Here is a 19,627-nt window from a genome sequence, read left to right as displayed (position 1 = left end):
CCGCCGGTATCGTCGGTTCGGTCACGCCTTGCCCCGATCCACCGTGGAGCGCTCATGTCCGGCCAGTCCAGCCGCCGCACCGTCCTCAAAGGCGCCGCCCTCGCCGGTGCCGCCGGGCTGGGAGTCGCCGCCTGCTCCACCGAGTCCAAGCTCGGTCACGCCGGGGTGCCCACCCCGACCGCCCCGGTCGCCCTCGGCGCCCCCGACGAGGTCCCGGTCGGCGGCGCCAAGCTCTACCGCGAGCAGCGTGTCCTGGTGAGCTGCCCGGCCAAGGGCCAGTACAAGGCGTTCAGCGCCCAGTGCACCCACGCCGGCTGCGTCCTCGACAAGATCGAGAACAACGAGGGCAACTGCCCCTGCCACGGCAGCCGCTTCGACGTGACGACCGGCAAGGCGCTCAAGGGCCCGGCCACGGTGCCGCTCCCCGAGGTCCCGGTCCGCGTCGAGAACGGCACACTGGTCGCGGGCCCCGAGGCCTGAGCCTCCGCCCCCGGCGCGGTCCTCGCCCTCAGTCCCAGTCCCAGTCGATCCCCAGGATCCCCGGCCGCACCCCCTGCTCCACGGTGTGCACCGTGCGGTGCACACCGCTCAGGGTCAGCTCCGCCCGGCCCCCGCGTGGCGCGCCCGCGGAGGTCTGCGAGAACCTCCGGCACCGCACCGGAAGCGCCGCCTCGTCGAAGCGCACCTGCAGCGCGTACTGCCCGCCCGCGAAGCTGAACCCGCGCACGTACTCCCCGCTCGGCCCCGCCGTACCGTCCTCGAAGCCGTACGAGAACAGGTACGTGTCCCCGGACCGCAGCCGCGCGTCGAAGAGCAGCTCCGCGATCAGCACCCCCGTCGCCGCGCGCCACCGCACCCGCCCCGTCCGGCAGTTCTCCACCGCCCGCACCACCACCCGCGACGGATCACAGCCGGGATCCCCGTGGTGGATGGCCAGATAGCGGTCCACACCGTCCCGATGAGCCCGCACCACATGCTGGGACTCGCGCCCCACCAGCTCCCGCCCCGCCCCGATCCGCACCCGCTCGTGGTGCCCCACCGTGTGCAGTCCGCCGTCCACCGGCGACTCCAACTCCGCGAGGAGCTCCTCGACCGAGCCGGACGCCTCCACCAGTGAGCGGTACGAACGGGCCGCCGGGCGCTCCCCGCCGGACCGCGCGGCCGCGTCCCCCGCGAGCAGACCCAGCAGCGAGTTCCCCGGCAGCTGGAGCACCTCCTCCAGGGCGCGGACGGCCTTCAGCGACTCCGGCCGCTGCGGACGGCGGGCGCCCTGCTGCCAGTAACTCAGACTCGTCACCCCGACCTTGACGCCCCGGTGCGCGAGATGGTGCTGGACCCGCTGGAGCGGCAGCCCGCGCACGGCCAGCGCGGTGCGCAGCGCCAGATGGAAGGGGCCGGTCCGCAGCAGCCGCGTCAGATCGGCCTCGGTGTGGCTCACGAGGACTCCTCGGTGAACATTCACGACGGGGATGCGGACCGTCGCGCCGCGGGGGGTGGGCGGGCAGGTGGGCCGAGGGTGTCCGTTCACACCCGGGTCACACCGTTCACAGTCCGATGTCACCCCGCATTGAAGCGTGTTGACCTGATCCCGACAACGGCCGATGCTCCTGACCAGCGTCCGGACGCGCTCCTCCACCCCCCACACCCCCACACCCCCCGCCCCAGGGAGGAACGCGATGCGCAGAAGGAAACTGAACCTCGCGGCACTCGCCGCTGCCGCCCTCTTCCTCGTCCCCGGCACCCCGGCGTCCGCCGTCCCCGTCGCCGAGGACTCCGCCGCCCTCGGCTCCAAGCGGCTGAACATCACCATGCAGGCCCAGCAGAAGACCAACTGGTGCTGGGCGGCCGGCGGCAACACCATCGCCACCTGGTTCGGCCGGAACCACAGCCAGAACCAGTTCTGCAACGCCGCCTTCGACCGGCAGCAGGGCTACGACTGCCCCAACTGGCAGGCCACGCTCGGCAACGTCCAGACGGGACTCAGCTGGGCCGGAGTCCGCCCCGGCTCGTACGTCACCGGCTGGCTCCGCTACTCGACCGTCCAGACCGAGATCAACGCCGACCGGCCGATCGAGACCCGCATCCAGTGGTCCGGCGGCGGGGGGCACATGCACGTCATCCACGGCTACGACGACGCCGGAAGCTGGGTGTACTGGGGCGACCCGTGGCCCTCCAGCAACCGCTACAACTGGGCCTCCCACGCCTGGTACGTCGACAACGACTCCTTCTCCTGGACCCACTCGCTCTACCGGATAGGGGCGTGACGACGATGCGCGCACGAGCCACGGCCGCCGGGCTCCTCACCACCGCGGCCCTCGTCCTCCTCGGCGCGCTCCCGGCGGCCGCCGCCGAGGGCCCGCCGCCCGCGCCGACCCCCGAACGGGCCGCCTCCGCGCCGGGGACCCTGGACACCCTGTCCCGGTTCTTCGCCCGGGACGGTGCCGTCGCCCGCTCGGCGGCCGCGCCGCGCGTCGAGGGAGGGTCCGTGCCGGTACGGATCCTCTCGCCGGACTTCGTCGCCGGGAAGGCCGGCGCCGCCGTCGCCCGGGTCGAGTTCCGTGCCAGCCGGGCCATCTCCTCGGACGGGCAGAAGGCCTCCCTGTGGACGGTGCGGGGGGTGGACGGCTGGCGGGTGGTGAACATCGCCACCGGCGACGACGAGATCCGCTACGCGGAGCAGGGCGGCCGGCTCCTGCCCGGGGGCCTCGTCTTCCGTGAGCCGCAGATCGACGCCTGGTACGTCCAGAAGGGGGCGAAGGTGCTTCCGCTGGACGAGGACGCGGTGCGGGCGGTCGGGCCGAACGGGACGAGCCTCACCGCGTATCGGGAGCGGGTCGGGCGGGCGTACGGGGACAAGCTTCCCGGGTCCGCCTACGCGAGGAGGGGGGCGGCCGGGGGGTACGACGCGGGGCCCGCGCCGGCGCCCGAGGCGGGGCGGTTCACGACCGCCACGGTGGCCGGGGCGGGGGCGCTGCTGGTCCTCGCCGTGACGGCCACGACAGCGACCCACCGCCGCCGAACCCACCAGATAACCTGAGCCACCCCGCCTGCGAGCGAACCTCCGCCCCACGGACCGTGCCCGCCCGGGCCCGAACCCCACCGGAGGGCGCCCCCCGTTGTGGGCATTCGTTCCTCCCCCAGACTCCGTCCGGGGGGACCCCCAGGGCGGAACGGGTGGGCACAACGGAACGGCGCCCCATGCCGGGCCTAGGCTTCCGCGCCTGAACCCGCACCCCGTGAGCGGCGCGCTGCTGGCCGCGGGTCCAGGCGCCGGGCCTGGGTTCCCGCCTGAACCCGCACCCGGTGCGCGCCGCACACCTGGTGCGGGTCAGGACACAGGGGGCGGAGGCGCCGCCAAGGGCGCCGTCCCGTGTGCCCACCCGTCCCGCCCCGCGGGACGATTGCCCACACGGCGGGGGCGGGCGGGCGGACGGCCCGGTCCCGGCCCGTTCGTCCGCTGAGGGCGCCGCCCCGTGCCTTGCGGCAGGTCCGGCTTCGGGCGTGTGGGGCGGGCCCGTGGGCGGGGGCGGCAACGTGTGGGGGCGGTGGGGGTGTCGGTGGCCGCCAGTAGGGTGGGGAGCATGGCAGACCCCTCCAGCTACCGCCCCAAGCCGGGTCAGATCCCCGACTCCCCGGGGGTCTACAGATTCCGCGACGAGCACCGCCGGGTGATCTACGTGGGCAAGGCGAAGTCCCTGCGCCAGCGGCTCGCCAACTACTTCCAGCCGCTCACGAGCCTGCACCCGCGCACCGCCACCATGGTGACCACCGCCGCCTCCGTGGAGTGGACCGTCGTGTCGACCGAGGTCGAGGCGCTCCAGCTGGAGTACTCCTGGATCAAGGAGTACGACCCCCGGTTCAACGTGAAGTACCGGGACGACAAGAGCTACCCGTACCTCGCGGTGACCATGAACGAGGAGTTCCCCCGCGTCCAGGTCATGCGCGGCCACAAGAAGAAGGGCGTGCGCTACTTCGGGCCGTACGCGCACGCGTGGGCGATCCGCGAGACCGTCGACCTGATGCTGCGGGTCTTCCCGGTCCGGACGTGCTCCGCGGGGGTGTTCCGGAACGCCGCGTCGGCCGGCCGCCCCTGCCTCCTCGGCTACATCGGCAAGTGCTCGGCGCCCTGCGTCGGCCGGGTCACCCCCGAGGAGCACCGTGAACTCGCCGAGGAGTTCAGCGACTTCATGGCCGGCCGTACCGGTACGTACATCCGCCGGCTGGAGAAGCAGATGATGCTGGCGGCCGAGGACATGGAGTACGAGAAGGCGGGGCGGCTCCGTGACGACATAGGGGCGCTGCGCCGGGCCATGGAGAAGAGCGCCGTCGTGCTCGCCGACGCCACCGACGCCGACCTGATCGCCCTCGCCGAGGACGAGCTGGAGGCCGCGGTGCAGATCTTCCACGTGCGCGGCGGACGCGTCCGCGGCCAGCGCGGCTGGGTCACCGACAAGGTCGAGGCCGTCGACAGCGCCGGACTCGTCGAGCACGCCCTCCAGCAGCTGTACGGGGAGGAGAGCGGCGACGCGGTCCCCAAGGAGGTCCTGGTCCCGGCGCTGCCCGACGACACGGACGCCGTGACCGCCTGGCTCTCCGGCCGCCGAGGGTCCAACGTCTCCCTGCGCATCCCGCAGCGCGGTGACAAGAAGGACCTGATGGAGACCGTCGCGCGCAACGCCCAGCAGGCGCTCGTGCTGCACAAGACGAAGCGCGCCAGCGATCTGACCACCCGGTCCCGGGCCCTGGAGGAGATCGCCGACGCCCTGGACCTGGACTCGGCGCCGCTGCGGATCGAGTGCTTCGACATCTCCCACCTCCAGGGCGAGGACGTGGTCGCCTCGATGGTGGTCTTCGAGGACGGGCTGCCCCGGAAGAGCGAGTACCGCCGCTTCCAGATCAAGGGCTTCGAGGGCCAGGACGACGTCCGGTCCATGCACGAGGTGATCGGGCGCCGCTTCCGGCGCTATCTCGCCGAGAAGGAGAAGACGGGGGAGTGGGACCCCGAGGGTGTCGTCGAGGACCCGGAGGAGAGCGGCCGGCCCAGGCGCTTCGCGTACCCGCCGCAGCTCGTCGTGGTCGACGGCGGACAGCCCCAGGTCGCCGCGGCCCGGCGCGCCCTCGACGAGCTGGGCATCGACGACATCGCGGTCTGCGGGCTCGCCAAGCGGCTGGAGGAGGTGTGGCTGCCCGGCGACGACGACCCGGTGGTGCTGCCCCGCTCCAGCGAGGGCCTGTACCTCCTCCAGCGGGTACGTGACACGGCTCACGACTTCGCCATCCGCTACCAGCGGTCCAAGCGGACCAAACGTATCCGGACCAGCCCTCTCGACGTGGTCCCCGGCCTCGGCGACACCCGGAAACGCGCGTTGATCAAGCATTTCGGCTCGGTGAAGCGGCTCCGGCAGGCGACAATCGAGCAGATCTGCGAGGTTCCCGGCATGGGCCGCAAGACCGCGGAGGCGGTCGTCGTGGCCCTCGCCCAGGCGGCCCCGGCCGCACCCGCCGTGAACACGGCGACAGGAGAGATCATGGAAGACGACGGGGGCGGCACGGCATGACCGCGCACGAGCAGGACCGGAACGAAGAGCAAGACCAGCACGACCGAGAAGACGGAGCAGGACACGTGAGTACGGGCACGAAGGAGACCCCCGGCGACAACGGCGCCGAGGCGGCCATTCCCGAGCTGGTGATCATCTCCGGCATGTCCGGGGCCGGCCGGTCCACCGCGGCGAAGTGCCTGGAGGACCTCGGCTGGTTCGTCGTGGACAATCTGCCGCCCGCGCTGATCCCCACCATGGTGGAGCTCGGCGCCCGCTCCCAGGGCAATGTCGCCCGGATCGCCGTCGTCGTGGACGTCCGCGGCCGGCAGTTCTTCGACAACCTCAGGGAGTCCCTCGCCGACCTCGACGCCAAGCAGGTCACCCGCCGGATCGTCTTCCTGGAGTCGTCCGACGACGCCCTGGTCCGGCGCTTCGAGTCGGTCCGCAGGCCGCACCCCCTCCAGGGCGACGGCCGCATCACCGACGGCATCGCCGCCGAGCGCGATCTGCTGCGCGAGCTGCGCGGCGACGCCGACCTGGTGATCGACACCTCCAGCCTGAACGTCCACGAACTGCGCGCCAAGATGGACGCCCAGTTCGCCGGGGACGAGGAGCCCGAGCTGCGGGCCACCGTGATGTCCTTCGGCTTCAAGTACGGCCTGCCGGTCGACGCCGACCTCGTCGTCGACATGCGCTTCCTGCCGAACCCGCACTGGGTCCCCGAGCTGCGCCCCTTCACCGGCCTCAACGAGGAGGTGGCGAACTACGTCTACAACCAGCCGGGCGCCAAGGAGTTCCTCGACCGCTACACCGAGCTGCTCCAGCTGATCGCCGCGGGCTACCGTCGCGAGGGCAAGCGGTACGTGACCATCGCCGTGGGCTGCACCGGCGGCAAGCACCGCTCCGTGGCCACCGCCGAGCGGCTCGCCGCCCGCATCGCCGCCGAAGGGGTCGAGACCGTCGTCGTGCACCGGGACATGGGGCGCGAGTGAAGCCGTACCGCCGGCGTGCCTCCACCCTCACGGCGCGGCGCACGCTCCGCAGGCGGGGTGCCCAGCCCAAGGTGGTCGCCCTGGGCGGCGGCATGGGCCTCTCGGCCTCCCTCGCCGCGCTCCGCCGGATCACCGGCGATCTCACCGCCGTCGTCACCGTCGCCGACGACGGCGGTTCCAGCGGCCGGCTCCGGGAGGAGCTGGGCGTACTGCCCCCCGGTGACCTCCGCAAGGCGCTCGCCGCGCTCTGCGGCGACGACGACTGGGGCCAGACCTGGGCCCGGGTGATCCAGCACCGCTTCCAGTCCAAGGGCGAGATGCACGGCCACGCCGTGGGCAACCTGCTGATCGTCGCCCTCTGGGAGCAGCTCGGCGATCCCGTGCAGGCCCTCGACCTGGTGGGCCGGCTGCTCGGCGCCCAGGGCCGGGTGCTGCCGATGTCCGCCGTCCCCCTGGAGCTCCAGGCGCTGGTCAAGGGCCATGACCCGGAGCGGCCGGACGACGTGGACACCGTGCGCGGTCAGGCGACCGTGGCGCTCACCCCGGGAGAGGTGCAGTCCGTGCACCTGGTGCCGCACGACCCGCCGGCGGTGCCGGAGGCGGTCGAGGCGGTCCTGGACGCGGACTGGGTAGTCCTCGGACCCGGCTCCTGGTTCTCCTCGGTGATCCCGCACCTGCTCGTCCCCGAACTGCTCGACGCCCTGGCCGGCACGAAGGCCCGGAAGGTGCTCTCGCTGAACCTCGCGCCGCAACCCGGAGAAACAGAGGGCTTCTCCCCGCAGCGTCATTTGGAGGTTTTGGGACGACACGCCCCTAAACTCGCCCTGGACGTGGTGCTGGCCGACGAGGCCGCCGTGCCCGATCGCGAGTCCCTCTCCGATGCCGCCAAGCGGCTCGGTGCCGCGGTCGAGCTGGCGCCGGTGGCCGGGCCCGACGGCTCCGCGAAGCATGACCCGGAGCTGTTGGCCGCCGCGTACGACCGTATTTTTCGGATGCATGGAAGGATCGGCCCATGGCGATGACGGCAGCGGTGAAGGACGAGATCTCCCGGCTTCCCGTCACCCGGACCTGCTGCAGGAAGGCAGAGGTCTCGTCGATCCTGCGGTTCGCGGGCGGGCTGCACCTGGTGAGCGGCCGCATCGTGATCGAGGCAGAGCTCGACACCGCGATGGCGGCCCGCCGCCTCAAGCGGGACATCCTGGAGATCTTCGGGCACAGCTCGGAGCTCATCGTGATGGCCCCCGGCGGGCTGCGGCGCGGTTCGCGCTTCGTGGTGCGGGTGGTGGCCGGAGGCGACCAGCTGGCCCGGCAGACGGGTCTCGTGGACGGCCGGGGCCGCCCCATCCGGGGCCTTCCCCCGCAGGTGGTCTCCGGGGCGACCTGCGACGCGGAGGCGGCCTGGCGGGGTGCCTTCCTGGCGCACGGTTCGCTGACCGAGCCCGGCCGGTCCTCCTCGCTGGAGGTCACCTGCCCCGGGCCGGAGGCCGCGCTCGCCCTGGTCGGCGCGGCGCGCCGGCTCTCCATCGGGGCGAAGGCCCGCGAGGTGCGGGGTGTGGACCGGGTCGTCGTCCGTGACGGCGACGCGATCGGCGCCCTCCTCACGCGGCTCGGCGCGCACGAGTCCGTGCTCGCCTGGGAGGAGCGGCGGATGCGGCGCGAGGTCCGCGCCACGGCCAACCGTCTGGCCAACTTCGACGACGCGAACCTGCGCCGCTCGGCCCGCGCCGCGGTCGCCGCCGGGGCCCGGGTCCAGCGCGCCCTGGAGATCCTCGGCGAGGAGGTGCCCGAGCACCTCGCGGCGGCCGGCCGGCTCCGCATGGAGCACAAGCAGGCCTCCCTGGAGGAGCTGGGCGCGCTCGCCGACCCGCCGCTGACGAAGGACGCGGTGGCCGGCCGGATCCGCCGGCTGCTGGCGATGGCCGACAAGCGGGCGCAGGACCTGGGGATCCCCGGGACCGAGTCCAATCTGACGGAGGAGCTCGACGACAGCCTCGTCGGCTGATCCGTACGGAAGAGTGAACTCCGGGCTGCCGGTGCCTTTCTGAGGCGCCGGCAGCTTTCTCGTACGTCCGCGAGGCACCCTTGACAGGCCCATGGGCGGCCATGAGCCTGGCGTCTGTTCACCTTCGTGGCAGACGACAACAAGGGGGGCTCATGAGACGCAGAGCGAGATCGATCCTCGCCGCGGCTTCACTGTTGATCGCGGGAGTGGCGGCGGCACCCGTCGCCGGAGCGACGCAGTCGGACGACCGGGACGGCGGCGACGCCCTCTCCGTATGGCGGGCCGAGGTCACCAGGGCGCAGGTCCCGCTGCTCCTGGAGGCCGGCGCCGACGCCCACGAGATGACCGAGCAGGTCCCCGACCGGGGTTCCGCGACGGTCGAGCTCTTCCTCACCGACCGGCAGGCCGGGCAGCTGCGCGGCAAGGGCGTCCGCCTCGCCGAGCACGACCTGTCCGCCCAGGCCGAGAAGCGGGTGGCCGCCGCGGGGGACGGCGTCTTCCGCCCGTACGGCGGTCCGAACGGCCTCAAGCAGGAGATCCTGGACACCGCCCGGGCCAACCCCGGGATCACCAAGGTCGTCTCCATCGGCAAGACCCTCAAGGGCCAGGACATCCTCGCCCTCAAGGTCAGCAAGGGTGCCCAGCGCCTCAAGGACGGCTCGAAGCCCGCCACCCTGTACATGTCCAACCAGCACGCGCGCGAGTGGATCACGCCGGAGATGACCCGGCGGCTGCTCCACCACTACCTCGACGGTTACGGCAAGGACGAGCGGATCACCCGGATCGTCGACACCACCGAGCTGTGGTTCGTGCTCTCCGCCAACCCGGACGGCTACGACCACACCCACGCCGACCCCGCCAACCGGCAGTGGCGCAAGAACCTCCGCGACAACGACGGCGACGGGAAGATCGCCCCGGGCGACGGCGTCGACCTCAACCGCAACTTCGCCTACAAGTGGGGCTACGACAACGAGGGCTCGTCGCCCGACCCGGCCGACGAGACCTTCCGAGGCAAGGGCCCCATGTCGGAGCCCGAGACCAAGGCCCTCGACGCCTTCCAGAAGCGCATCGGCTTCGAGTACGGCATCAACTACCACTCGGCCGCCCAGCTCATCCTGTACGGCGTCGGCTGGCAGGTCGCCACCGACACCCCCGACGACGTGGCCCTCAAGGCCCTCGCCGGCACCCCGCAGAAGCCCGCGGTGCCCGGCTACCGGCCGCAGGTCTCCTCCGAGCTGTACATCACCAACGGCGAGGCGGACGGACACGCCGCCAACGTCAACGGGACGCAGATGTTCACCCCGGAGATGTCGACCTGCGCCACCGCCTCCCGGGTCGACCCGAACGACGCCTGGAACCCGGCCGACTGCGCCTCCGTCTTCACCTTCCCCGACGACGAGAAGCTGATCCAGGCCGAGTTCGCCAAGAACGTCCCCTTCGCGCTCGCCGTCGCCGAGACCGCCGCCCACCCGGACCGGCCCGTCTCCCCCGTCGGCATCGAGGCCCCCGACTTCACCCCGAAGACCTTCACCACCTCCTACGCCCGCGGCGGGGAGCAGGAGGTCGCCGTCACCGCCCGCAAGTCCCTGCGCGGCAAGACGCTGAAGTACCGGATCAACGGCGGCCGCACCCACAGCGAGCGGCTCGACGCCTGGAAGGGCGGCGAGACCTTCGGCGGCGAGGACAACCTGTACTTCGACGAGTACCGCGCCGAGATCGAGGACGCGCGGCCCGGCGACTCCGTCGAGGTCTGGTTCACCGCCCGCACCCGCGAGGGCCGGGCCACCGCCTCCGCACCCTTCACCTACAAGGTGGCCGAGCGCCCCCGCGGCGACGTGCTCGTCCTCGCGGACGAGGGCGGCACCACGGCCGCCCGGCACACCGCCGCCTACGTGAAGGCGCTCGCCGACAACAAGCGCGGGGCGGCCGTCTGGGACGTCGCCACCCAGGGCACCCCGGACGCCCTCGGCGTGCTCGCGCACTTCCGTACCGTCGTCTGGTACACGGGCGCCGAGCGGCCGTCCGGTGCCACCCAGCTCGCCGTCCGCGCCTACCTCAACGAGGGCGGCAAGCTGATCAACGCGGGGGAGAAGTCCGGCGGCCTCACCCGGGTCGGCCTGGCCGAGACCAACGACTTCGCCCAGTACTACCTCGGCGCCTACCACCGGGCCGGCCTGGGTGACCCGCCCGCCTATGCCGGGGCCGGCGCCCTCGCCGGCACCGGCGCGCCCCTCGGCGCCGCCGCGGGCAACCCCCTCGACGACGCCGGCGCGTACACCGTCACCTCGGACACGCTGCGGCCGAAGGAGTTCCCGCAGTTCGCGAGCAGCGCCTCCGCCGGTGACTACCCGGGCGTCCGCACGCCCTTCGAGCCCGCCGAGGGCACGTCCTTCGCGGCCGTCAAGCACGCCGACGACACCTGGGCCCGGCTCAGCAGGACCGTCGACCTCACCGGCGTCGCGGCCGGCGCCGCGCCGCGCCTGGACTTCCAGGTCAGCTACGACACCGAGCCCGGCTACGACAACCTCGTCGTCGAGGCCCACACCGTCGGCCAGGACGACTGGACCACCCTGCCCGACGCCAACGGCGGCACCTCCGCCGAGCCCCCCGCCGACTGCGGCGAGGGCTACTACGTCAGGGGCCACCCCTTCCTCGCCCACTACCTCACCGTCGGCGAGGACGGCTGCGCCGCCACCGGCACCACCGGCTCCTGGAACGCCTTCACCGGCCCCTCCAACGGCTGGCGCCAGGCCTCCTTCGACCTGAGCGCCTGGGCGGGCAAGCAGGTCGAGCTGTCGATCTCGTACGTCTCCGACCCCGGCACCGGCGAGACGGGCGCCTTCGTCGACGACACCCGCCTCGTCCTCGGCACCACCACCGAGGCGGAGGGCTTCGAGAAGGACCTCGGCGCGTGGACCGTACCCGGCGCCCCGGCCGGCAGCCCCGGCAACGGCACCGACTGGACGCGCTCCCCGGCGCTCTTCCACTCGCAGGCGGCGGTCACCACGCGTGACACCGTCCTCCTCGGCTACGGCCTGGAGCACGTGCCCGGCACGAGCGAGCGGGCGCGACTCGTCGGCCGGGCCCTCGGGGCGCTCCGGCGCTGACGGAGAGTAGTCGGGACAAAGGTCCCATGGCGGCCCGTACCCGTTGGTAGGTACGGGCCGTCGGCCGTTTTCCCTCACTTTCCGGGCATGTGGCGATGCGGCCGATGTCACTCCCGGGCGGCTGTGGGGGTAGGGTCGTAAGCGGTCGGGGACATCCCAAAAAACAAAAATCTCGCCGGCGTCGAGCACACCGGCGTACCTAACGAGGAGATCGGTTCGTGACGATCCGCGTAGGCATCAACGGCTTTGGCCGCATCGGCCGGAACTACTTCCGCGCGCTCCTTGAGCAGGGTGCGGACATCGAGATCGTGGCTGTCAACGACCTGGGCGACACCGCGACCACGGCGCACCTGCTGAAGTACGACACCATCCTGGGCCGCCTCAAGGCCGAGGTCACCCACACCGCCGACACCATCACGGTCGACGGCCACACCATCAAGGTGCTCTCCGAGCGCAACCCGGCCGACATCCCCTGGGGTGACCTGGGCGTCGACATCGTCATCGAGTCGACCGGCATCTTCACCAAGAAGGCCGACGCCGAGAAGCACATCGCCGGTGGCGCCAAGAAGGTCCTCATCTCGGCTCCGGCCAAGGACGAGGACATCACCATCGTGATGGGCGTCAACCAGGACAAGTACGACGCCGCCCAGCACCACGTCATCTCCAACGCGTCCTGCACCACCAACTGTGTGGCGCCGATGGCCAAGGTTCTCGACGAGAACTTCGGCGTCGTCAAGGGCCTGATGACCACGGTCCACGCGTACACCAACGACCAGCGCATCCTGGACTTCCCGCACTCCGACCTGCGCCGCGCCCGCGCCGCCGCGGAGAACATCATCCCGACCACGACGGGCGCCGCCAAGGCCACCGCCCTGGTCCTCCCGCAGCTCAAGGGCAAGCTGGACGGCATCGCCATGCGCGTCCCGGTCCCGACCGGCTCCGCCACCGACCTGGTCGTCACCCTCGACCGCGAGGTCACCAAGGACGAGGTCAACGCCGCGTTCAAGAAGGCCGCCGAGGACGGCGACCTCAAGGGCATCCTCTACTACACCGAGGACCCGATCGTCTCCTCCGACATCGTCAGCGACCCGGCGTCCTGCACCTTCGACGCCTCCCTGACGATGGTCCAGGAGGGCAACACGGTCAAGATCCTCGGCTGGTACGACAACGAGTGGGGCTACTCCAACCGTCTCGTCGACCTCACCGTCTTCGTCGGCGGCCAGCTCTAAGCTTCAGGGCGGGCTTTCGATGTGAGCAGGGCTCGGGCAGCGCAACGCCGCGCTGTGCGAGCCCTGTTTGTGTGCTCCACCGCGTACCAAGGAGTCAGTTAACAGATGAAGACGATCGACGAGCTTCTCCACGAGGGCGTCGAAGGCAAGCGCGTGTTCGTCCGCGCCGACCTCAACGTGCCGCTCGACGGCACCACCATCACCGACGACGGCCGCATCCGCGCCGTCGTCCCCACGGTCAAGGCGCTCGCCGACGCGGGCGCCCGTGTCGTGGTCGCCTCGCACCTGGGCCGCCCCAAGGGCGCCCCGGACCCCGCGTTCTCGCTCGCCCCGGCCGCCGCGCGCCTCGGTGAACTGCTCGGCGCCGAGGTGGCCTTCGCGACGGACACGGTCGGCGACTCCGCCACCGCCACCGTCGCCGGCCTCACCGACGGCCGCGTGGCCGTCATCGAGAACCTCCGCTTCAACGCCGGTGAGACCTCCAAGGACGACGCCGAGCGCGGCGCCTTCGCGGACCAGCTGGCCGCCCTCGCCGACCTGTACGTCGGCGACGGCTTCGGCGCCGTGCACCGCAAGCACGCCTCGGTCTTCGACCTCCCGGCGCGCCTGCCGCACGCCGCCGGCCACCTCATCGCCACCGAGGTCGGCGTCCTGAAGAAGCTCACGGACGACGTCCGGCGGCCGTACGTGGTCGCGCTCGGCGGCGCCAAGGTCTCCGACAAGCTCGGCGTGATCGACCACCTCCTGGAGAAGGCCGACCGCATCCTCATCGGCGGCGGCATGGCGTACACCTTCCTCAAGGCCCAGGGCCACGAGGTCGGCATCTCGCTGCTCCAGGAGGACCAGATCCCGGCGGTCCTGGACTACCTGAAGCGCGCCGAGGAGCGCGGCGTGGAGTTCGTCCTCCCCGTCGACGTCCTCGTCTCGACGGAGTTCCCCGACCTGAAGACCAAGGCTCCGGCCCACCCCACCACGGTCACCGCGGACGCCATCCCGGCGGACCAGGAGGGCCTGGACATCGGTCCGGAGACCCGTAAGCTCTACGCCTCGAAGCTCGCCGACGCCGGCACCGTCTTCTGGAACGGTCCGATGGGCGTCTTCGAGCACCCCGACTACGCCGAGGGCACCCGGGCCGTCGCCCAGGCGCTCGTCGACTCGCCGGCCTTCACCGTGGTCGGTGGTGGCGACTCCGCCGCCTCCGTCCGCATCCTGGGCTTCGACGAGAAGGCATTCGGCCACATTTCGACCGGCGGCGGCGCCTCCCTCGAGTACCTCGAGGGCAAGACGCTGCCCGGCCTCGCCGCACTGGAGGACTGACCTTTCCATGAGCACCCGCACCCCGCTGATGGCGGGCAACTGGAAGATGAACCTCAACCACCTCGAGGCCATCGCCCACGTCCAGAAGCTCGCCTTCGCCCTGACCGAGAAGGACTACGACGCCTGTGAGGTCGCGGTCCTGGTCCCCTTCACCGACCTGCGGTCCGTACAGACCCTGGTCGACGGCGACAAGCTGAAGATCAAGTACGGCGCCCAGGACATCTCGGCGCACGACTCCGGTGCCTACACCGGCGAGATCTCGGGCCTGATGCTGTCCAAGCTGAAGTGCGCCTACGTGGCCGTCGGCCACTCCGAGCGCCGCCAGTACCACGCGGAGAACGACGAGGTCTGCAACGCCAAGGTGAAGGCCGCCTTCAAGCACGGCGTGACCCCGATCCTCTGCGTCGGCGAGGGCCTGGACATCCGCAAGGCCGGCCAGCAGGTCGAGTACACCCTCGCCCAGCTCGACGGCGGCCTGAAGGACGTCCCGGCCGAGCAGGCCGAGTCCATCGTGATCGCCTACGAGCCGGTGTGGGCCATCGGCACCGGCGAGGTCGCCACCCCCGAGGACGCCCAGGAGGTCTGCGGTGCGATCCGCGGCCGTCTCGCGGAGCTGTACTCGCAGGAGCTGGCCGACAAGGTCCGCATCCAGTACGGCGGCTCGGTCAAGTCCGGCAACGTCGCCGCGATCATGGCGCAGCCGGACGTCGACGGCGCCCTCGTGGGCGGCGCGGCGCTCGACGCCGACGAGTTCGTCAAGATCGCGCGCTTCCGCGACCAGTGAGTATGCGGTAGCGGAGTTACGTCGTACCCTTGCGGGGGTCGGGCAGGTGCCCGGCCCCCGTCCGTATAAGTCCGAGGAAGTTGGTCCAGCCGTGGTTATGGGGTTCTCGATCGCCCTCATCGTCTTCAGCGGGCTGCTGATGCTGCTCGTGCTGATGCACAAGGGGAAGGGTGGCGGCCTCTCCGACATGTTCGGTGGCGGAATGCAGTCCTCCGTCGGTGGTTCCTCGGTCGCCGAGCGCAACCTGGACCGCATCACCGTCGTGGTCGGTCTGCTCTGGTTCGCCTGCATTGTGGTACTTGGTCTGCTGATGAAGTTGGACGGGTAACTCCAATCACTGGACGCGCGTTGGGCCTTACGTAGACTGGGGCATCTTCGAGCACCATCACGCAGGGAGTTACGACCGTGGCAAGTGGCAACGCGATCCGGGGAAGCCGGGTCGGGGCGGGGCCGATGGGCGAGGCCGAGCGGGGCGAATCGGCGCCGCGCGCCCGCATCTCGTTCTGGTGCTCGAACGGGCACGAGACCCAGCCGAGCTTCGCCAGCGACGCGGCGATCCCGGAGACCTGGGACTGCCCGCGCTGCGGGTTCCCGGCAGGTCAGGACCGGGACAACCCGCCGGACCCGCCGCGCACGGAGCCGTACAAGACCCACCTCGCCTATGTGCGTGAGCGACGCAGCGACGCGGACGGCGAGGCGATCCTCGCCGAGGCGCTCGCCAAACTGCGCGGCGAGATCTGAGCGTGGTGTGACGGTGTGACGAAAGGGCCTCGGCCGCGAACCGGATTCGCGGCCGAGGCCCTTTCGCGTTCTCCTCGTCGACCCCTCACCGCCGCTCGCCGTCGCGTCGCCGGGCCCTCTGATCAATTAGGTTGGAGGCGCAGCGGGGCAGACAAGCAGTACGAGAAGAAGTGGGCGATGTCCGAGATGAACAACGAAGGCCGCACCAGGCTCAACCGGCTGCCCGAGTGGGCGGCCCTCGGCAAGCACCGTGAGCAGCTGGGCGAGACCCATCTGCGCGACCTGTTCGCCGCCGACCCCGAGCGGGGAGCCGGTTACACCCTGCGGGTCGGCGACCTCCACCTGGACTATTCCAAGCACCTCGTCACCGACGAGACGCTGACGCTGCTGCGCGAACTGGCCGCCGCCACCGGCGTGGCCGAGCTGCGCGACGCCATGTTCCGCGGCGAGAAGATCAACACCACCGAGGACCGGGCGGTGCTGCACACGGCGCTGCGGGCCCCCCGCGAGGCCGTGATCGAGGTCGACGGGGAGAACGTCGTCCCCGCCGTCCACGCCGTCCTCGACAAGATGGCCGTCTTCGCCGACACCGTCCGCGCGGGCGGCTGGACCGGCCACACCGGCAAGCCGATCAAGAACATCGTCAACATCGGCATCGGCGGTTCCGACCTCGGCCCCGCCATGGCCTACGAGGTCCTGCGCTCCTACACCCAGCGGGACCTGACGTTCCGTTTCGTCTCCAACGTCGACGGGGCCGACCTCCACGAGGCCGTCCGCGACCTCGACCCCGCCGAGACGCTGTTCATCGTCGCCTCGAAGACCTTCACCACCATCGAGACGATCACCAACGCCACCTCGGCCCGTGACTGGCTCCTCACCGAGCTCCGGGCCGGCCAGGAGGCCGTCGCCAAGCACTTCGTGGCCCTCTCGACCAACGCCGAGAAGGTCGAGGAGTTCGGCATCGACACCACGAACATGTTCGAGTTCTGGGACTGGGTCGGCGGCCGCTACTCCTACGACTCCGCCATCGGCCTCTCCCTGATGATCGCCGTCGGACCGGAGCGCTTCCGCGAGATGCTCGACGGCTTCCACCTCGTCGACGAGCACTTCCGCACCGCCCCGCCCGAGGAGAACGTGCCGCTGCTCCTCGGCCTGCTCGGCGTCTGGTACGGCGCGTTCTTCGACGCCCAGTCGCACGCCGTGCTGCCGTACTCGCACTACCTGTCCAAGTTCACCGCCTACCTCCAGCAGCTCGACATGGAGTCCAACGGCAAGTCGGTGGACCGCGAGGGCAACCGGGTCGACTGGCAGACCGGGCCCGTCGTCTGGGGCACCCCGGGCACCAACGGCCAGCACGCGTACTACCAGTTGATCCACCAGGGCACCAAGGTCATCCCGGCCGACTTCATCGGCTTCGCCCGGCCCGTCGCCGACCTGCTGCCCGGCCTCGTCGCCCAGCACGACCTGCTCATGGCCAACTTCTTCGCCCAGACCCAGGCGCTCGCCTTCGGCAAGACGCCCGAGGAGGTACGGGCCGAGGGCGTCCCCGAGGAGCTCGTCCCGCACAAGACCTTCCGGGGCAACCACCCCACCACCACGATCCTCGCCGAGAAGCTCACCCCGTCCGTCCTCGGCCAGCTGATCGCGCTCTACGAGCACAAGGTCTTCGTCCAGGGTGCCGTCTGGAACATCGACTCCTTCGACCAGTGGGGCGTCGAGCTCGGCAAGGTCCTCGCCAAGCGGATCGAGCCGGTCCTGACGGACGGCGAGGGCGGCGAGCAGCTCGACAGCTCCACCGCCGCCCTGGTGGCCACCTACCGTTCGCTGCGCGGACGGTAGAAGCATGACGGGGGAGAACGCGGTGCGGCTGCGGCCGCCGAGGAACGCCGTGGCCGAGCGGGCCGTCACCTGGTGGCGGTGCCAACTGCTGGTGGCCACCGCCGTACCGGTGGTGGTCCTCGCCGTCCTCGGTGTCGTCATCGGGCCCGCCCGGTCCTGGCTGCTGGTCTCGGCCGCGGCCGTGGCGGCCGTGGGCCTCGCCTGCACCGCGTTCTTCCCCGCCTGGTGGTACCGGGTGCACCGCTGGGAGGTCACCGACGACGCCGTCTACGTCCGCACGGGGGCCCTCTGGCAGGAGTGGCGGATCGCGCCGATGTCCCGGATCCAGACCGTCGACACCTCACGCGGCCCGCTGGAGCAGTACTTCCGGCTCGCGACCGTCACGGTCACCACCGCCTCCTCCAAGGGCGCGATCCGGATCGAGGGCCTCGACCACGAACTGGCCGCCGGACTCGCCGAGCGGCTGACCGTGATCACCCAGGCCACCCCCGGGGACGCCACATGAGCGAGGCACCGGAGGACCGGGGACCTGACTGGCTGCGCCTCGCCCCCCGTACCGTCCTCGCCCGGGTGGTCCTCTTCGCCGGCGTCCTCGCCGGAGCCGCGCTGCCCACCGGGTTCGCCCTCGCCGGGTCACGTCCGCCGGGACAGGCCTTCGCCTGGGTCGCCGCCGGTGTCACGCTCGCCCTCGCCGCCGACGTCGTCGCCGAGACGGTCCGCTACCGCCGCACCCGCTACCGCGTCGGCGCCGAGCGCGGCGGGACCGAAGGCGAGGGGAGGGTGGAACTCCACACCGGACTCCTCGTCGTCCAGCGCCGCTCGCTCGCCCGCGAGCGGATCCGCAGCGTCGACCTCACGGCCAACCCCCTCCAGCGCGTCCTCGGCCTGGTCAAGGTCCGCATCGGGACCGGCGAGCGGTCCGGCGGCGAGTCCACCCTCGAACTCGACCTGGTCACCCGGGCCGAGGGCGAGCGGCTCCGCCACGAGCTCCTCCGCCGCGCCGCCGCCCCCGAGGACCCGGACCACGACGGGGCCCTGGCCCTTCTCGACCGGCGCTGGATCCGCTACGCGCCCGTCTCCTTCGTCGCCCCCGCCCTCGGCGGCGCGGCGGCCGGCGCCGTCATGCAGGTCAGCGAGTGGTTCGGCGCCCAGGGGGAGGTCATCGACTGGATAGGGGACCGCTTCCAGGGCGTCTCCGTGACCTGGATGATCGTGGACCTGGTCCTTCTCGCCACCGTCGTCGGAGCCGTCGGCGCCCTCGGCCTCTGGGTCGAGATGTGGTGGAACTACCGCCTGGAGCGCGCGCCGGGCGGCACCGTGCGGGTCTCCCGCGGCCTCCTCACCGCCCGCTCGGTCTCCCTGGAGGAACGCAGGCTGCGCGGCGTCGAACTCGTCCAGCCGCTCGGCGTCCGGATGTGCGGAGCCGCCCGCCTCGACGCCGTCGCCACCGGTCTCGCCGAGGACGACGGAGACCGGCACGGCGACCTCAAGACCCTCCTGCCGGCGGTGGAGCGGGACATCGCCGACCGCGTCGCCGCCCAGGTCCTGCGCGAGCCGGAGCCGCCCACCGGGGCGCCGCTCGCCGCCCACCCCCGGGCCGCCCGCACCCGGAGGCTGCGCTGGGCGCTGTGGAGCGCCCTCCTGCCGGCCGCGGTCCTCGCCCTCCTCGGGCTCCTCCTCACCCCGGTCCTGCTGTACGTGGCGGCCGGCTGGGCGGTGGTCCTCGTACCGGTCGCCGTGCTGTTCGCCCTGGACGCCTACCGCGGACTCGGACACGGCGTCAGCGGCGCGTACCTGGTGACCCGTTCGGGGACGGTCCGGCGTGCCACGGTCGCCCTCCAGCGGTCCGGAGTCATCGGCTGGACCGTCAAGCAGTCGTACTTCCAGCGGCGCGCCGGGATCCTGACGCTGTCCGCCACGACGGCGGCGGGGGCGGGCGCGTACGACATCCTCGACGCCGGTGAGAGCCAGGGCCTGGTCTTCGCGGCGGAGGCCGTACCGGACCTCCTCGGGCCCTTCCTGGAGCCCGTACGAACGCCGGAGGCCCGGCCCACCCTCAGGTGAACCGGGCCTCCG

The 19,627-nt window shown here is 71.8% G+C and carries 17 protein-coding genes; 16 read left to right on the top strand and 1 reads right to left on the bottom strand.

Going from position 1 to position 19,627, the window contains the following annotated elements:
- The first annotated feature begins 54 nt into the window (after positions 1-54).
- On the top strand, positions 55-480 hold the full coding sequence (locus tag AMK29_RS00735; protein WP_073806633.1) for a Rieske (2Fe-2S) protein: 426 nt from the start codon (positions 55-57) through the stop codon (positions 478-480).
- Between the two features lie 28 nt (positions 481-508).
- Here the strand turns inward: AMK29_RS00735 and AMK29_RS00730 are convergent, their stop codons facing one another.
- Positions 509-1,438 (bottom strand): hypothetical protein, encoded by a 930-nt coding sequence (locus AMK29_RS00730; protein ID WP_073806632.1) that lies wholly within the window; start codon positions 1,436-1,438, stop codon positions 509-511.
- A gap of 238 nt (positions 1,439-1,676) precedes the next feature.
- Here AMK29_RS00730 and AMK29_RS00725 point away from each other — a divergent pair, with 238 nt between their 5' ends.
- From AMK29_RS00725 to AMK29_RS00655, 15 genes are all read left to right on the top strand, one after another.
- Positions 1,677-2,264, top strand: coding sequence for a papain-like cysteine protease family protein (locus tag AMK29_RS00725; RefSeq protein WP_073806631.1), 588 nt, complete (start codon positions 1,677-1,679; stop codon positions 2,262-2,264).
- Positions 2,265-2,269: 5 nt separating this feature from the next.
- Positions 2,270-3,037, top strand: coding sequence for a hypothetical protein (locus AMK29_RS00720; protein ID WP_073808116.1), 768 nt, complete (start codon positions 2,270-2,272; stop codon positions 3,035-3,037).
- A 544-nt stretch (positions 3,038-3,581) separates the two neighbouring features.
- On the top strand, positions 3,582-5,558 hold the full coding sequence (gene uvrC, locus AMK29_RS00715; RefSeq protein WP_073806630.1) for an excinuclease ABC subunit UvrC: 1,977 nt from the start codon (positions 3,582-3,584) through the stop codon (positions 5,556-5,558).
- Positions 5,555-6,532 carry an RNase adapter RapZ gene (rapZ, locus tag AMK29_RS00710; RefSeq protein WP_073806629.1) on the top strand — a complete coding sequence of 326 codons (978 nt, stop codon included), beginning with the start codon at positions 5,555-5,557 and terminating at the stop codon, positions 6,530-6,532. The genes uvrC and rapZ overlap by 4 nt, the downstream gene beginning before the upstream one ends.
- Positions 6,529-7,554: a gluconeogenesis factor YvcK family protein gene (locus AMK29_RS00705; RefSeq protein ID WP_073806628.1), complete on the top strand. Its 1,026-nt coding sequence runs from the start codon at positions 6,529-6,531 to the stop codon at positions 7,552-7,554. Before rapZ ends, AMK29_RS00705 begins: the two co-directional genes overlap by 4 nt.
- A complete protein-coding gene (whiA, locus tag AMK29_RS00700) occupies positions 7,545-8,534 on the top strand; it encodes a DNA-binding protein WhiA (protein ID WP_073806627.1) in 990 nt (329 codons plus the stop codon). Before AMK29_RS00705 ends, whiA begins: the two co-directional genes overlap by 10 nt.
- Before the next feature lie 152 nt (positions 8,535-8,686).
- Positions 8,687-11,641, top strand: coding sequence for a M14 family metallopeptidase (locus tag AMK29_RS00695; RefSeq protein WP_073806626.1), 2,955 nt, complete (start codon positions 8,687-8,689; stop codon positions 11,639-11,641).
- 218 nt (positions 11,642-11,859) lie between these two features.
- Complete coding sequence (gene gap, locus AMK29_RS00690) at positions 11,860-12,870, top strand: type I glyceraldehyde-3-phosphate dehydrogenase (protein WP_073806625.1); 1,011 nt, start codon at positions 11,860-11,862, stop codon at positions 12,868-12,870.
- A gap of 105 nt (positions 12,871-12,975) precedes the next feature.
- On the top strand, positions 12,976-14,187 hold the full coding sequence (locus AMK29_RS00685) for a phosphoglycerate kinase (protein ID WP_073806624.1): 1,212 nt from the start codon (positions 12,976-12,978) through the stop codon (positions 14,185-14,187).
- Positions 14,188-14,194: 7 nt separating this feature from the next.
- The gene (gene tpiA, locus AMK29_RS00680) at positions 14,195-14,971 is read left to right on the top strand and encodes a triose-phosphate isomerase (protein ID WP_073806623.1); all 777 of its coding nucleotides are present in this window, start codon (positions 14,195-14,197) and stop codon (positions 14,969-14,971) included.
- 97 nt (positions 14,972-15,068) lie between these two features.
- On the top strand, positions 15,069-15,299 hold the full coding sequence (gene secG, locus AMK29_RS00675; RefSeq protein WP_017238647.1) for a preprotein translocase subunit SecG: 231 nt from the start codon (positions 15,069-15,071) through the stop codon (positions 15,297-15,299).
- A gap of 77 nt (positions 15,300-15,376) precedes the next feature.
- Positions 15,377-15,712 carry an RNA polymerase-binding protein RbpA gene (locus tag AMK29_RS00670; RefSeq protein WP_071891222.1) on the top strand — a complete coding sequence of 112 codons (336 nt, stop codon included), beginning with the start codon at positions 15,377-15,379 and terminating at the stop codon, positions 15,710-15,712.
- 186 nt (positions 15,713-15,898) lie between these two features.
- Complete coding sequence (gene pgi, locus AMK29_RS00665; protein ID WP_073808114.1) at positions 15,899-17,551, top strand: glucose-6-phosphate isomerase; 1,653 nt, start codon at positions 15,899-15,901, stop codon at positions 17,549-17,551.
- A gap of 4 nt (positions 17,552-17,555) precedes the next feature.
- Complete coding sequence (locus AMK29_RS00660; RefSeq protein WP_073806622.1) at positions 17,556-18,056, top strand: PH domain-containing protein; 501 nt, start codon at positions 17,556-17,558, stop codon at positions 18,054-18,056.
- Positions 18,053-19,615, top strand: a complete 1,563-nt coding sequence (locus tag AMK29_RS00655) for a PH domain-containing protein (RefSeq protein WP_073806621.1) — start codon at positions 18,053-18,055, stop codon at positions 19,613-19,615. The genes AMK29_RS00660 and AMK29_RS00655 overlap by 4 nt, the downstream gene beginning before the upstream one ends.
- Positions 19,616-19,627 lie beyond the last annotated feature (12 nt).

Origin of the sequence: Streptomyces sp. CB02261, assembly GCF_001905665.1 — a bacterium.
Lineage (GTDB): Bacteria > Actinomycetota > Actinomycetes > Streptomycetales > Streptomycetaceae > Streptomyces.
This window is presented reverse-complemented; position numbering and strand designations above follow the sequence as displayed.